Annotated in this window: 12 protein-coding genes, 1 tRNA gene and 2 rRNA genes; all 15 read right to left on the bottom strand. The window is 40.3% G+C overall.

Going from position 1 to position 15421, the window contains the following annotated elements; all coding sequences use genetic code 11:
• Positions 1 to 192: 192 nt before the first annotated feature.
• Positions 193 to 3036 (bottom strand): 23S ribosomal RNA (locus CIB29_RS02760).
• A 495-nt stretch (positions 3037 to 3531) separates the two neighbouring features.
• Positions 3532 to 5050 (bottom strand): 16S ribosomal RNA (locus CIB29_RS02755).
• The 16S and 23S rRNA genes sit together here, the layout of an rRNA operon.
• 595 nt (positions 5051 to 5645) lie before the next feature.
• The gene (locus CIB29_RS02750; RefSeq protein ID WP_094546539.1) at positions 5646 to 6218 is read right to left on the bottom strand and encodes a manganese catalase family protein; all 573 of its coding nucleotides are present in this window, start codon (positions 6216 to 6218) and stop codon (positions 5646 to 5648) included.
• Positions 6219 to 6231: 13 nt separating this feature from the next.
• Positions 6232 to 6489, bottom strand: coding sequence for a spore coat protein CotJB (locus tag CIB29_RS02745; protein ID WP_278335817.1), 258 nt, complete (start codon positions 6487 to 6489; stop codon positions 6232 to 6234).
• 2 nt (positions 6490 to 6491) lie between these two features.
• Positions 6492 to 6713 carry a spore coat associated protein CotJA gene (locus CIB29_RS02740; RefSeq protein WP_198543719.1) on the bottom strand — a complete coding sequence of 74 codons (222 nt, stop codon included), beginning with the start codon at positions 6711 to 6713 and terminating at the stop codon, positions 6492 to 6494.
• A gap of 155 nt (positions 6714 to 6868) precedes the next feature.
• Positions 6869 to 6945: transfer RNA gene (locus CIB29_RS02735), tRNA-Pro, on the bottom strand.
• A gap of 164 nt (positions 6946 to 7109) precedes the next feature.
• Positions 7110 to 8588, bottom strand: coding sequence for a stage IV sporulation protein A (gene spoIVA, locus CIB29_RS02730; protein ID WP_094546537.1), 1479 nt, complete (start codon positions 8586 to 8588; stop codon positions 7110 to 7112).
• Positions 8589 to 8849: 261 nt separating this feature from the next.
• Entirely contained in the window at positions 8850 to 9875 is a 1026-nt protein-coding gene (locus CIB29_RS02720) for an NAD(P)H-dependent glycerol-3-phosphate dehydrogenase (protein WP_094546533.1), read from the bottom strand.
• A gap of 38 nt (positions 9876 to 9913) precedes the next feature.
• Positions 9914 to 10510: a glycerol-3-phosphate 1-O-acyltransferase PlsY gene (plsY, locus tag CIB29_RS02715; protein WP_094546531.1), complete on the bottom strand. Its 597-nt coding sequence runs from the start codon at positions 10508 to 10510 to the stop codon at positions 9914 to 9916.
• 4 nt (positions 10511 to 10514) lie between these two features.
• Entirely contained in the window at positions 10515 to 11837 is a 1323-nt protein-coding gene (gene der / locus CIB29_RS02710) for a ribosome biogenesis GTPase Der (RefSeq protein WP_094546529.1), read from the bottom strand.
• A 2-nt stretch (positions 11838 to 11839) separates the two neighbouring features.
• Positions 11840 to 13186 carry a DUF512 domain-containing protein gene (locus CIB29_RS02705; RefSeq protein WP_094546528.1) on the bottom strand — a complete coding sequence of 449 codons (1347 nt, stop codon included), beginning with the start codon at positions 13184 to 13186 and terminating at the stop codon, positions 11840 to 11842.
• A 92-nt stretch (positions 13187 to 13278) separates the two neighbouring features.
• Entirely contained in the window at positions 13279 to 13476 is a 198-nt protein-coding gene (locus CIB29_RS02700; protein ID WP_278335815.1) for a capping complex subunit for YIEGIA, read from the bottom strand.
• Positions 13473 to 14372 carry a YIEGIA family protein gene (locus CIB29_RS02695; protein ID WP_094546524.1) on the bottom strand — a complete coding sequence of 300 codons (900 nt, stop codon included), beginning with the start codon at positions 14370 to 14372 and terminating at the stop codon, positions 13473 to 13475. The genes CIB29_RS02700 and CIB29_RS02695 overlap by 4 nt, the downstream gene beginning before the upstream one ends.
• A gap of 220 nt (positions 14373 to 14592) precedes the next feature.
• Positions 14593 to 14772 (bottom strand): 50S ribosomal protein L32, encoded by a 180-nt coding sequence (gene rpmF / locus CIB29_RS02690; RefSeq protein WP_094546522.1) that lies wholly within the window; start codon positions 14770 to 14772, stop codon positions 14593 to 14595.
• A gap of 35 nt (positions 14773 to 14807) precedes the next feature.
• A complete protein-coding gene (locus CIB29_RS02685) occupies positions 14808 to 15320 on the bottom strand; it encodes a YceD family protein (protein ID WP_094546520.1) in 513 nt (170 codons plus the stop codon).
• Positions 15321 to 15421: the final 101 nt, after the last annotated feature.

Below are 15421 nucleotides of genomic sequence, written 5' to 3'. Positions count from 1 at the left end.
CTCTTTCTTGTTCACCAGCATGTTCCCCATTCACCTTTCTACTGTGAACTGTGAACCATGAACTGTGAACTGTTTCATGTACCTTCAAAATTAAACAATGCTTTGACATGAGGTTTTTGCAAAAACCTTCTTCATATATTCTTTCCCGCAATTAACCTCGTCCTTAATAATTATTCATTGTTAATTGCTTTCTTGGTCAAGCCCTCGGTCTATTAGTATCAATCAGCTGAGTGCATTACTGCACTTACACCTTTGACCTATCTACCATGTAGTCTTCATGGGACCTTACTAGCTTTTGCTATGGGAAATCTTATCTTAGGGGGGGCTTCACGCTTAGATGCCTTCAGCGTTTATCCCTGCCGCACTTAGCTACCCAGCTGTGCACTTGGCAGTACAACTGGTGCACCAGTGGTGCGTCCATCCCGGTCCTCTCGTACTAAGGACAGCTCCCTTCAAATTTCCTGCGCCCGCGACAGATAGGGACCGAACTGTCTCACGACGTTCTGAACCCAGCTCGCGTACCGCTTTAATGGGCGAACAGCCCAACCCTTGGAACCTACTTCAGCTCCAGGATGCGATGAGCCGACATCGAGGTGCCAAACCTCCCCGTCGATGTGGACTCTTGGGGGAGATAAGCCTGTTATCCCCAGGGTAGCTTTTATCCGTTGAGCGACGGCAATTCCACTCTCTTACCGCCGGATCACTAACTCCAACTTTCGTTACTGCTCGACCTGTCCGTCTCGCAGTTAGGCTAGCTTTTGCGTTTACACTCTTTGCGCGATTTCCGACCGCGCTGAGCTAACCTTTGAGCGCCTCCGTTACCTTTTAGGAGGCGACCGCCCCAGTCAAACTGCCCACCTGACAGTGTCCCATACCCGGCTTACGGGTACTGGTTAGAATTTCGGTATCTCAAGAGTGGTATCCCAACGTCGACTCCATATACACTGGCGTGCATATTTCTTAGTCTCCCACCTATCCTGTACATGAAATACCAAAATCCAATATCAGGCTGCAGTAAAGCTCCATGGGGTCTTTCCGTCTAGTCGCGGGTAACCAGCATCTTCACTGGTACTACAATTTCGCCGGGCGCGCTGTTGAGACAGTGCCCAAGTCGTTACGCCATTCGTGCGGGTCAGAACTTACCTGACAAGGAATTTCGCTACCTTAGGACCGTTATAGTTACGGCCGCCGTTTACTGGGGCTTAAGTTCAAAGCTTCGCTCTTCGCTAACCTTTCCCCTTAACCTTCCAGCACCGGGCAGGCGTCAGCCCCTATACGTCGTCTTTCGACTTAGCAGAGACCTGTGTTTTTGCTAAACAGTCGCTTGGGCCTATTCTCTGCGGCCTGGTCTCCCAGGCACCCCTTCTCCCGAAGTTACGGGGTCAATTTGCCGAGTTCCTTAACAACGCTTCTCCCGTTCGTCTTAGGATTCTCTCCTCACCTACCTGTGTCGGTTTGCGGTACGGGCACCTCACCAATATGCAAGCTTTTCTTGTCAGTGTAGATTCATCTGCTTCGCTACTTGTTTTCGCTCCCTTTCGCCACACTCTACCAACGGTGTGGTCAGACTATCTTCCTGCGTCCCTTGCATACTTTTCGGCTTCGGTGGTTACGGAATTTCAACCGTATGTGCATCGACTACGCCTTCCGGCCTCGCCTTAGCTCCCGACTTACCTTGAGCGGACGAACCTTCCTCAAGAAACCTTAGGCTTTCGACGATTATGATTCTCACATAATTCTCGCTACTCATTCCGGCATTCTCACTTCTATCTCGTCCACATGTCCTTTCGGTCATGCTTCTGCCTACCATAGAAAGCTCCCCTACCATACTTGCGTATCCAAAGCTTCGGTATAGGTTTTAGCCCCGTTACATTTTCGGCGCAGAATCACTCGACCAGTGAGCTATTACGCACTCTTTGAATGAATGGCTGCTTCTAAGCCAACATCCTGGTTGTTTTAGCAACTCCACATCCTTTACCACTTAAACCTATTTGGGGACCTTAGCTGTTGGTCTGGGCTGTTTCCCTTTTGACTATGAAACTTATCTCCCATAGTCTGACTCCCGGACATCATCTCTATGGCATTCAGAGTTTGATAGGGTTCGGTAACCGGATAAGGCCCCTAGCCCATTCAGTGCTTTACCTCCATAAGATTAATCCGAGGCTAGCCCTAAAGCTATTTCGGGGAGAACCAGCTATCTCCGAGTTCGATTGGAATTTCTCCGCTACCCACAGCTCATCCCCCACTTTTTCAACAGTGGTGGGTTCGGACCTCCACGAGACTTTACTCCCGCTTCATCCTGTCCATGGGTAGGTCACCCGGTTTCGGGTCGTATGCATGCAACTTTACGCGCTCTTCACACTCGGTTTCCCTACGGCTTCGGTGCTTAACACCTTAACCTCGCTGCATACATACACTCGCCGGACCGTTCTACAAAAAGTACGACATCGCACTTAAATGTGCTTTGTCTGCTTGTAAACACAGGGTTTCAGGTTCTCTTTCACTCCCCTCCCGGGGTTCTTTTCACCTTTCCCTCACGGTACTTTCCTCTATCGGTCATTAGGTAGTATTTAGGCTTGGGAGGTGGTCCTCCCTGCTTCCCACCGGATTTCACGTGCCCGATGGTACTCCGGATCCTGATGGCTCACTTTTGCTTTCGCATACGGGACTTTTACCCCCTGTGGTCTACCTTTCCAGGTAGTTCTGCTAGCTCCTGTGATGCCGTCTTCAGTCCTCAACCCCAAAGGTATTTCTACCCCTGGTTTGGCCTTTTCCCCTTTCGCTCGCCACTACTTAGGGAATCGATGTTTCTTTCTTTTCCTCCGCCTACTTAGATGTTTCAGTTCAGCGGGTATTCCCCCGCATAGCTATGGATTTACTATACGGTGACCGGATATTGCTCCGGCCGGGTTCCCCCATTCGGATATCTGCGGGTCTTAGGCTATTTGCGCCTCACCGCAGCTTTTCGCAGCTTATCACGTCCTTCTTCGGCTCCTAATGCCAAGGCATCCACCCTGCGCTCTTTCTAGCTTGACCATTTGTTTTAGTGTGGAGTGGGAAGTGGATAGTGGGGAGTTCCCTCCTCCAGTCCTTACTTCCTTATCCTTCACTTTTTGAACATTCTGGTGTTCTCCTGTTTTTAGAATTATATGAGTAAAGTTTTCCTTTGAAATTACAGTGTAATACAGTGTTCTCCACTGCAGTTACCCTATGATCTTTTCCTCATGTCTTTACATTGTTTAGTTTTCAAGGTACATTGTCAGTGAGGAGTGTGGAGTGATTAGTGGGGAGTTTCCCCTTCTGCTACTCTGCACTTCTACACTACTATTGAAAAACCTTTTATTAGCTTCATGCTTTCATGGGTAATGGTTTTCTCCCCACTCCCCACTATTCACTGTCCACTAATGAATTGGTCTTTCAAAATTAAACAGCGTAAGCGTTCTCAGACATTACTTATCGTAATGTATCGACCATAGGATTCGTTCCTTACTTTAATAATTATTAATTATTAATTGGAACTTCTCTCCTTAGAAAGGAGGTGATCCAGCCGCACCTTCCGATACGGCTACCTTGTTACGACTTCACCCCAATCATCGGCCCCACCTTCGACTGCTGCCTCTTCCGTTAGCTCACAGGCTTCGGGTGTTACCGACTCTCATGGTGTGACGGGCGGTGTGTACAAGGCCCGGGAACGTATTCACCGCGGCATGCTGATCCGCGATTACTAGCAATTCCGACTTCATGTAGGCGAGTTGCAGCCTACAATCTGAACTGGGACTGCTTTTGGGGATTTGCTCCACCTCACGGTCTTGCTTCCCTTTGTTGACAGCCATTGTAGTACGTGTGTAGCCCAGGACATAAGGGGCATGATGATTTGACGTCGTCCCCACCTTCCTCCGATTTGTCACCGGCAGTCTCGCTAGAGTGCCCAACTTAATGCTGGCAACTAACAACAAGGGTTGCGCTCGTTGCGGGACTTAACCCAACATCTCACGACACGAGCTGACGACAACCATGCACCACCTGTCTCAGTGTTCCCGAAGGCACTCCCCTATCTCTAGAGGATTCACCGGATGTCAAGCCCTGGTAAGGTTCTTCGCGTTGCTTCGAATTAAACCACATACTCCACTGCTTGTGCGGGCCCCCGTCAATTCCTTTGAGTTTCAACCTTGCGGCCGTACTCCCCAGGTGGGATACTTATTGTGTTAACTCCGGCACAGAAGGGGTCGATACCTCCTACACCTAGTATCCATCGTTTACGGCGTGGACTACCAGGGTATCTAATCCTGTTCGCTCCCCACGCTTTCGCGCCTCAGCGTCAGTTACAGTCCAGGAAGCCGCCTTCGCCACTGGTGTTCCTCCTAATATCTACGCATTTCACCGCTACACTAGGAATTCCGCTTCCCTCTCCTGCACTCAAGATATGCAGTTTCAAATGCAGCCCCGGGGTTGAGCCCCGGTATTTCACATCTGACTTGCTTACCCGCCTACACGCCCTTTACACCCAGTAATTCCGGACAACGCTCGCCACCTACGTATTACCGCGGCTGCTGGCACGTAGTTAGCCGTGGCTTCCTCCTTAGGTACCGTCATCTTTCGTCCCTAAAGACAAGAGTTTACGATCCGAAGACCTTCTTCCTCCACGCGGCGTTGCTGCGTCAGGGTTTCCCCCATTGCGCAATATTCCCCACTGCTGCCTCCCGTAGGAGTCTGGGCCGTGTCTCAGTCCCAATGTGGCCGGTCACCCTCTCAGGTCGGCTACTGATCGTCGCCTTGGTAGGCCGTTACCCTGCCAACTAGCTAATCAGACGCGAGGCCATCTTATACCGGATTGCTCCTTTGGTCATCACGACATGCGTCCTGATGACTTTATGCGGTATTAGCACATCTTTCGATGTGTTATCCCCCTGTATAAGGCAGGTTCCTCACGCGTTACTCACCCGTCCGCCGCTAAGGTATCTTAGGTTTCCCTTCAATACCTCCGCTCGACTTGCATGTGTTAGGCACGCCGCCAGCGTTCGTCCTGAGCCAGGATCAAACTCTCAATATATGTTCACGGTTCACAGGTCACGGTTCACTGTTCACTGAACCTCTTCTGTCAACCCAATCTGTTCCCCGTTATATATTAATCGTTCAATTTAGCTCATAAACTATTACTGACTTACTTTATTAAGTACGCTAGGTTTACTCATTTTTTGTTCACACTTTCACTCTCACCGCTCACTTCTGTGAACTGCGAACCGTGAACTGTGAACTATAATCAACGAGAACCTCTTACGCTGTTTACTTTTCAAAGACCAATTCCTTTACCGCTCTCTCAAGCGGCGAAACTCATTATACCAAATCAAAGTTTGTTTGTCAACAACTTTTTTCTGATATTTTTTATCACTTCTTACCGAAGCGACAAATGCTATACTAACATAATCTTTTTAATCTGTCAACACCTTTTGAATAAAAAAACTGGATTAACAGGCTCTAAGCCTTTCCACAGTATTCTTTTCGTATGGATGAATTAGCAGAACGCATTAATTTAACTAACATAGCAGGTTATATTTACCGTTTGGATATTACAATGATTTTTCTAAAATGGTTAAATAAAAAATACCTGCATAGTTGTATCTGTGCAGGTATTTTTTATTATTTTATTAGAATATTTTCTTACTATCCTTCCACTCTTGAACTAGTCTTAACGCTTCGCCAAATCTCTGGAAATGAACAACTTCTCTTTCTCTTAAGAATCTCAATGTATCTTTTACACATGGATCATCGGTTAAATTAAGCAGATTTTCGTAAGTCGCTCTTGCTTTTTGTTCTGCTGCCATATCTTCATGCAAATCGGCAATTGGGTCACCTTTCGACTGAATATATGTAGCCGTCCATGGATTCCCGACTGCATCTACATAGAATAACGCCTTATCATGATTTGCATAATAATCTGCCAATCCTGCTTGCTTCAATTGATCAGGTGTAGCACCATCCATCAACTTATAAACTAAAGTTGCTATAATTTCCAAATGCGCTAGTTCCTCTGTGCCAATATCGGTCAGTAATCCTTTCGCCTGTTCAATAGGCATTGTATATCTCTGGGTTAAATACCTGAGAGATGCTGCAAGTTCCCCATCCGGTCCCCCATACTGCTCTATAATTAATTTTGCCATCCTGGGATCCGGACAACTAACATTGGCTGGGTATTCAAGCTTTTTCTCATATATCCACATTGACAAGTCCTCCTTAATAATTTATTTCCCAAGGCCATGGGCTTTCGATGTATTTCCATGGATATGCACTCATCCCATAGTGGGTTAATGGCCCATATTTTTGCTCATACTGTTTTTTTAACATTTCTAATCGGTAAGCATATTTGTTATGATCAGCTAGTGCTTTAGCATCTTGAGGATGAGTATCTAAATAAAGGGCTGTTTCAACATTAGCAAATTCTACTTTCATAATTTCTTTCAACAACTCCAGTTGTTCACAATTCATTTCCATAACTATACCTCCCTTATATATCCTCTATGTTTTTCTTCGTAAGGTTGATCAAGCTCTGGGTATAGAGTACCTTTATCTAGCGCTTCTTTCAAATCATAAGATGCATGGTATACCTGATAAGGCACATATGCTCTTGCCAACATAGGACAAATTGGCATAACCGGAACCGGTGGCATATATACTCCCATGACAGGATAACCATAGTCAGTGCAAGGTTTTTGCATATTTACTACCTCCCTAATTTATTGATTATTAGTTTTAATCAATATCATATTATTCAAAGGGTATATAAAATGTTATTAATTGCTTAAGTTTTTACACCAAGAATTCATAGGTTTATTTTGGGTAAAAAAAAATACACTGGTAAACCAGTGTATTTTGGTCTGAGTGGGGAGACTTGAACTCCCGGCCTCTTGAACCCCATTCAAGCACGCTACCAAACTGCGCCACACCCAGATAATCAAATATTAAACTAATAAAAGAGTACATAAAATATACATTACTTGTTCCTGCCAAATTATATTAACACAGTCTTTTGATTTTGTCAATCAATAATTTTTAAATTTTAAAAAGAAAAAAAGTGCAATTATCAGTCCTATTGCACCTAATACCTTGCACTTTTATAGTATTATACAGATTAAACCTCCACTACCTTCATTAATGATTTTTTGGAGCGTTTCCTGCAATTTGATTTGAGCATCTTCAGGCATTCTATATAGCTTATTATGAAGGCCCTCGTTGACTAACTCATGCAGGGACTTTCCAAAAATATTTGATTCCCAAATTTTCCTTGGGTCTACCTCAAATTCTTTTAATAAATAATGTACCAGTTCTTCACTTTGTTTTTCAGTTCCGACAATCGGGGATACTTCTGTTTCAATATCTGCTCTAATCATATGAATGGAAGGTGCGCTAGCTCTTAATCTTACACCAAACTTGTTACCTTGCTTTACAATTTCCGGTTCTTCAAGAGTAAGTTCATCAATAGTAGGTGAAACAATTCCATAGCCTTTTTGTTTAACTTCGTGTAAAGCAAAAGCTATTTTGTCGTATTGCTTTTTGATATTAGATAGTTCCTTCATGAGAGTTATAAGTTTATCTTCACCATCAATGTCAAATCCGGAGGTTTCACCTAAAACTTTATAGAATAAGTTTTCAGGGGTAGCAATGTCAATTAATACTTTTCCTTGACCTAAATCAATTTTATCAAAGTATACTTTTTCAATAAAATCATATCCATTGAGGGATGAAGTTGCAATTTTGACTTCTCTAATCTTGGAAACATTTTTAAGAGATTCTTTGATCGCGTTAATCATACTTACCCTTAGCCAATGCCCATTTTCTAATGCATCTACCCACTTTGGCATATTAATACCTATCTCTTTTAACGGGAATTCAAACAGTACTTTTTCCATGATGGTATTAATATCATCTATCTGCAGTTGTGCGCAGTTCACCGCCATCACAGGGATAGCATACTTGTTTTCCAGGTCTTCTCTAAGTTTTTGAACTTCTTGGTCATAAGGTTTGGTAGAATTGAGAAGCATGATAAAGGGCTTGTTAATTTCTTTCAGTTCCCTTACAACCCTAGCCTCCGCATCGACATAGTCTTCTCTTGGTATATCTGTTATGCTTCCATCAGTAGTGATTACAAGACCTATTGTGGAATGTTCGGTTATTACTTTTCTTGTACCAATCTCAGCTGCCTGATAAAAAGGTATTTCCTGTTCAAACCAGGGGGTACTTACCATTCTGGGCGCATTGTTTTCTATATGACCTAACGCACCGTTTACTATATAACCTACACAATCTATTAATCTTACTTTTAATGTTGCATTATCTCCTAAAGCGATCTCAACTGCTTCATTTGGCACAAACTTGGGCTCAGTAGTCATGATTGTTTTTCCTGCTGCACTTTGAGGCAGTTCATCCCTGGTTCTTTCTTTTCTATAACTGTTTTCAATATTAGGAATAACCAAAAGGTCCATAAATTTTTTGATGAAGGTGGATTTCCCGGTACGTACAGGCCCAACTACACCTATATATATGTCTCCTTCCGTCCTTTCGGCTATATCCTGATATATATTGTAGTTTTCCATTTTAATGCCCCCTTTTCTAGCAATATCAAGAATTTTGGTAGTGGACAATTTATTTACATATAATACTGTACTAGTACATGTTTATCAATATATATATATTGCTGGTTATCTATCTTTATTACTAAATGAAAAAAATAATATAACAATATCTTTGAAAAAGATTGTAAAGTTAACTTTATTGATATGTAGGAAATTATACTTTGTAAATTCATATTAATAAAAAAAGTAAAAGCCATATTTCCAGCTTTTACTTTTTTTAACTTACCAGTTATATTTTTCAATCACTACTTCTTCCATTTCATGGGTTTTGCTTCTCATCATCAAATCCACTACAGCAACTTTAGGGTTCTTTTGTTCAAATAACACGTGATAAGCTTCATTAACAATAGGCATCTCGACGTTATGTTTTTGAGCTAACCGATAGGCAGCCCGGGTGGTATTAACTCCTTCTACTACCATGTGCACTTCTTGAAGTGCCTCTTCTAATGACTTTCCTTTGCCAATGAGTATTCCGGCTCTACGGTTCCTACTGTGCATACTGGTACATGTAACAATTAGATCTCCGATTCCCGACAAACCTGCAAAAGTTTCCAGTTTTGCACCCATTGTTACCCCTAACCGGGCAATTTCTGCTATGCCCCTGGTCATCAATGCTGCTTTGGTATTATCTCCAAAAGCCAAGCCATCACAAATTCCAGCAGCTAATGCAATGACATTCTTTAATGAACCTCCTAACTCTACTCCAATAATATCCGGGTTCGTATAGACGCGAAATTTTGGATTCATAAATACGTCTTGTACTAATTCAGCAATTTCTCGTTCTTTTGATGCTACTACATTAGTGGTAGGTATATCCCTTGCAACTTCTTCAGCATGGCTTGGCCCAGACATTACCGCAATTTTTGCATGTGGAATTTCTTCAGAGATTACTTCTGAAAGCCTCATTAAGGTACTCTCTTCCAGGCCTTTAGATACATTTACAATAACCTGATCTTTTTGGACAAGGTCTTTAAGTTTTCTTGCAGTCGACCTCACTGCATGAGAGGGAACAGCCGTTACAACAATATCGACATTACTTATACATTTTTCCAGGTCCCATGTACACGTCACATTACTAGGAATAATAATTCCCGGAAGAAGTTCTATATTTTCCCTGGTCTCTGCTAATCGTTTTGACTCATCTTCCAACCATGACCACAAATTTACATTGTATCCTTTTTTACTTAACATTACAGCTAAAGCAGTTCCCCAACTCCCTGAGCCTACTACCCCAACACTTATACTCATAATTTTATCTCCCTCATTCTTATAAATAATATCGATACTTACACTTTTACTTTACTACCCAGCTTCGATTCGGTCCCATCCAGCAGCCTCTTAATATTCGTTTTATGCCTGTATACGGCTAATACAGCAATCCAAACAGCAAAAATGATATATTCTATTCCCCTTCTATCAAACAATAGCACTACAACAGGATATAAAGATGCACCGATAATGGAACCTAGCGACACATATCTCGTTATTGCTATGATAAGCAGTACAAGAACAGCTAGAACAAGACCTATTTTCCAGTTAATCATAAAAATAACTCCTGCAGAAGTAAGAATCCCCTTTCCACCTTTAAATCCAAAGTATATAGGAAAGTTATGTCCCAAAACGCATGCTATTCCGGCAGTTAATGCTCCCATTTCTCCTGCAAGGTATCTGCCAATAATAACTCCTATAATGCCTTTTAAGACATCTCCAATTAACACAACAGCAGCTGCTGATTTGCCGAGCGTTCTGAGAGTATTGGTAGCACCGGCATTCCCACTCCCATATTTTCTTATATCGATGTTAGCCCATAACCTGCCCACCAATATTGAACTATTAATGCTTCCCAACAAATAAGAAATTAACACTGCCAACAAAATTTTCATTTCCTCACTCCTTTGACCTTTCCCTTATAATAAATCTTACTGGTGTTCCCTCTAAACCGAAAGCACCACGAATTTGGTTTTCTATATACCTTTCATAGGAAAAATGCATTAATTCTTTATCATTTACAAAAATAACAAATGTAGGGGGTTTTACTGATGCTTGTGTTACATATAATATTTTTAATCTTTTGCCTTTATCAGAAGGCGGCTGTGTTTTTGCTACTGCTTCATTTATGATATCGTTCAGCATTCCTGTGGAAATTCTCATTGCATGTTGATTCGATACATATTTTATTAATTCAAATAATTTTTCAACCCTTTGACCGGTTTTAGCCGAAATAAATGCTATGGGCGCATAGGTCATAAAACTTAGTTTATCCATTACATCTTGTCTAAAAAGATTCATGGTTTTGTCATCTTTTTCAATAAGATCCCATTTATTTATTACAATAATTGATGCCTTACCCTGTTCATGTGCAAAACCCGCAATCTTTGTATCTTGTTCTGTTACACCTTCGGAAGCGTCAATCATAATCAGGCATACATCGGACCTTTCAACTGCAGCAAGAGAACGTATAACGCTATATCTTTCGATGTTTTCAAAGATTTTACCTTTTTTTCTCATTCCGGCAGTATCGATAAACACATAATTTTGTCCGTCTTTTTCAAAATATGTGTCAATTGCATCCCTGGTAGTCCCCGGAACATCACTGACAATTACTCTTTCTTCTCCCAGAACCTTATTTACCAAGGATGATTTTCCAGCATTAGGCTTTCCTATAACTGCTACTTTTATCACATCGTCCGCATACCCATCTTGATCAGCATCCGGAAAATGTTTGGATACTTCATCAAGAAGATCTCCGATGCCTAAACCATGAACAGATGAAATTGCAATAGGATCTCCTAATCCCAAATTATAGAATTCGTATAATTCGAGGGGCGGCTGGCCTATATTGTCAACCTTATTGCAGGCTAGAACAATAGGCTTACCCGATTTCTGCAGTATACTGGCCACATCTTTATCAGATGCTGTCATTCCATCTTTTACATCAACCAAAAAAATAATTACATGAGATGTTTCTATTGCAATTTCTGCCTGTTTACGCATCTGCGCCAATATTTCATCTTTACTTTCTGGTTCAATTCCGCCTGTATCAATGAGGGTAAAATGTCTGCCCAACCATTCAGCTTCAGCATAAATTCTATCTCTCGTAACCCCTGGGGTATCTTCAACGATCGATATCCTCTGCCCTACAATTTTGTTAAATAATGTAGATTTTCCTACATTAGGTCTTCCTACAATAGCTACAATAGGTTTAGACATTGTTATTCCTCCAAATTGTCAATATTATTAGTACCTATTACCTTAGCAATAAAATCAAATCCATTATTTTCTACGGTAACAACTTTTACTTTTAATGCTTGTTCTACATCTTCAATACTTGTATCATCTAAAAAAATATCCCTGTCACTTCTCAGCATAGTTGCCGGGATAAGCAGTTCACTTCCCAGCTCTTTTCCCTTTAATTGGTTTATAATATCTTTTCCGGTAACCAGGCCTGCAACAGTTACATTCTCTCCAAAAAACATATTTTTTATTGCATGGACTTTCACTTCCAGTCCGGAGATTTTTGACTGCAACTTATTGACCAGGGAATCTATAAATGATTTTGCTGAAACACCGGTGGCTATACTTATACATCTATTATCAAGTATGATTTGTTTTTTAAGCTTTTTAATTCCCTGATTAAATTCTTCCTGCATTGAGGCAATAAGTCCAACACCATTTTCTATTTGTGGAAAACCCTCATAATACTTATAAGAGGGAATGGGCCTGGATGCCATAATATAGAATTCATCAGCTAAAAAAACTATTCTGGAGCCATACTTTCTAAGCATTTTTTTTTGCCACGCCTCTACTTGCAGGATAACCTCCAACGACGATTCTTTATTATAGGGAACAAGCTCATACAACCTGTCTCTATAAACTGTCAATCCAACCGGAACTACTGAAACACTATTTACATGAGGATATAAGGATGTAATGTCATTCAAAGTTCTATCTAACTCATTACCATCATTAATACCTCTACATAAAACAATCTGGCAGTTCATGGTAATGTGTGCCTGAGCCAATAGCCTTATTTGCTCCATTATCTGTCCAGCTTTATGATTACCCAGCATCTTAATTCTTAGTTCAGGATTAGTTGTATGAACCGATATATTGATTGGACTCAACCGGAACTTGATTATTCTACTGATATCCCTGTCACACATATTAGTAAGAGTAACATAGTTACCCTGTAAAAAAGACAGCCTTGAATCATCATCCTTAAAATATAAAGTTTTTCGCATGTTTTGGGGTAGCTGATCAATAAAACAAAAAATGCATTTATTAGAACAAAATTTTGCTTTATCAATTAAAGGATTTTCAAATACAATACCCAGATCTTCGTATTCTTCATTATATATAGAAATTATTTCCACATCTCCACTGTTTTTTATGACTTCTAATTCCAACTCTTCATCACTTGTGAGAAATTTATACTCTAATATATCATGAATCTCTTCGCCATTAATTTTGTTTATTATATCTCCAGGTACAATTCCGGCTTCATCAGCTATACTTCCTTTATATACTTTCTTGACTTTGGCATCTGTTTTTTTTCTCAACTCTTACAGCTCCCTGATATTATCTACAATTTTTACATTAATAGTATTACTTAAAACTATACATAAGTCAAGAGCAAAATTAAATATACCCATTAATGCTTAACGATAAGATATACTCCATTTTCAAGGTTATGGACCATTCCCTGGGTAATTTTGGCTAAATATAATGCCAACTTTTCACTTTCGGTTTCACTGGTGGAATAGAAAATTGGTGCAAAACCGCTTTGAACTTTTTCTCTGTCATGAGTAACGATAGCAGTAATAATATTCTTAATTTCTGTACTCATCATAACCTCTCCTTTTTACCGTAGGCTGCTCCTGACTCTGTAGGTCTTCTCCGGGTACTTTCCAGGACAGGAGCATATTTTACTGCCCTTAATAAAGCTTCTTCATTTTGAATACTAGGATAAAAAACTATCATTAAGTTGCCATTATAAACATTTCTTCTTGCAAGGGGAGTGAAGTCAGGTTCATCCAGATCTTTTATAATCCCAACCTGGGCTACCGCATCATGAATAATAGCCTGCCTTTGCCCTATGTTAGAAAGAGTTATGCTGGCGTTTTCATCAATCGGTTCTAATACGACAGCAATTCCGGTTCTTGCGATTCTTTCCCTTGACTCCTTTAATCCTACATTCATAATAACAACATCATCTACACAAAGTAGTGTCCCCTTAAACCACAACTTACCTATTCTTACTTTAGCAATTTCTTCTATCCTTTGTCCTTTCATAAAATATTTCAAGCTGGTTAAAACGATTATTCCTGCTAAAACAGCCAGGTATGGTTGGCCAAATATATGTAAAACTGTCGATGTTGCAAGAGAAGCTATAATAACAATATAATTCCGCGCTTCAAATATTTTTGCTATCTCTTCGATATAAGATTTTCCTCTTGGTATTAGTTCAAATTCCTCTATATTGGTAAGGTTTTCTCTTTCCATTGTTCTAATATTCCGAAATTGTTCAGCAGCAAGGGCAAGAAAAGTTACAGCTGCATAGTCTTTTGCAAGTAGTGCAGGTATTGCTATAGAACCTAACGCAGCACCAATTGCACCAAAAGTTAAGTGCATTATAACTCCTCTTGGATAGCTCGGATATTGCCGGTAGTCCACCCTAAGCAGATAAACCCTGCCCAGCGTGCCTACTATTAAACTGATAATAAAATAATAAATAAATTTCTCCAAAATTTCACCGTCCTATTCACTCTAATTCGTAATTATCAATTGTCAATTCTCAATTCAAAAAATTCCCCACTACTTTCTTTTTTATATATTTTCCCATAAAAAATAAAGTATACAACTATTAACAGTCATATACTTTATACTAGTACGCATGACCATAGGCTAATAAATTTGTAATAATAAAAACAGAGAAGGTGCATTCCTCCTCTGTTTTTATACATCATTACGCTTCAACTTTTACAACTTCCTTATTTTTATAATATCCACAAGCTTCGCAAACTCTATGGGGAAGCTTAAATTCATGACATTGCGGGCATTTCACCATACCTGGGATGGCTAACTTCCAGTTTGCTCTTCTCTTATCTCTTCTTGCTTTAGATGTTTTTCTCTTAGGTACTGCCATTATTAACACCTCCTTAATTAATGTTTATGAGGCAATTACTTTTCATTATTGTTAAGTAATTTTTTTAGCACTTCAAACCTCGGGTCAATATCTTCATTTCGACATTCACACTCTTTTATATTCAGGTCAGTTCCACATTGAGGGCATAAACCTTTACACTCCTGAGAGCACAAATGCTTCATAGATATATTTAGTAAAATATTATTAATAACAATTTCTTTTATATCTATCTGGCTGCCTTTAAAATGAATTGCTTCTTCATCTTTTACATCAGAAAGATCATCATTAATTAAAACTTCATCCATACTGAAACAGAAATCTTTCTGTATCGCTTTCATACATCTGTAACAATTGACATTTATACTGCCAGAAACCTGAGCATTCAATTGCAGAGTATCTCCTACTTTAATTACGCTCCCAGCAACTCTTACAGGCTGTAAAAATTTATACTGATCACCCATAAACTCGATTTTTTCAACTTCCATAAGAGAATCAAAATCAACTTTTGAACCTTCAAATTTCAAGGCATTAGACAAATCTATTACCATGGAACCACCTCTGCAGTCAACAAATGATATTATACTAAGTTATACAACATTTGTCAATATAAAAGAATTTTCATGGGCTAAAAAAAGCATCTGTTTTCAGA

The organism is Petroclostridium xylanilyticum, from assembly GCF_002252565.1.
Lineage (GTDB): Bacteria > Bacillota > Clostridia > SK-Y3 > SK-Y3 > Petroclostridium > Petroclostridium xylanilyticum.
This window is presented reverse-complemented; position numbering and strand designations above follow the sequence as displayed.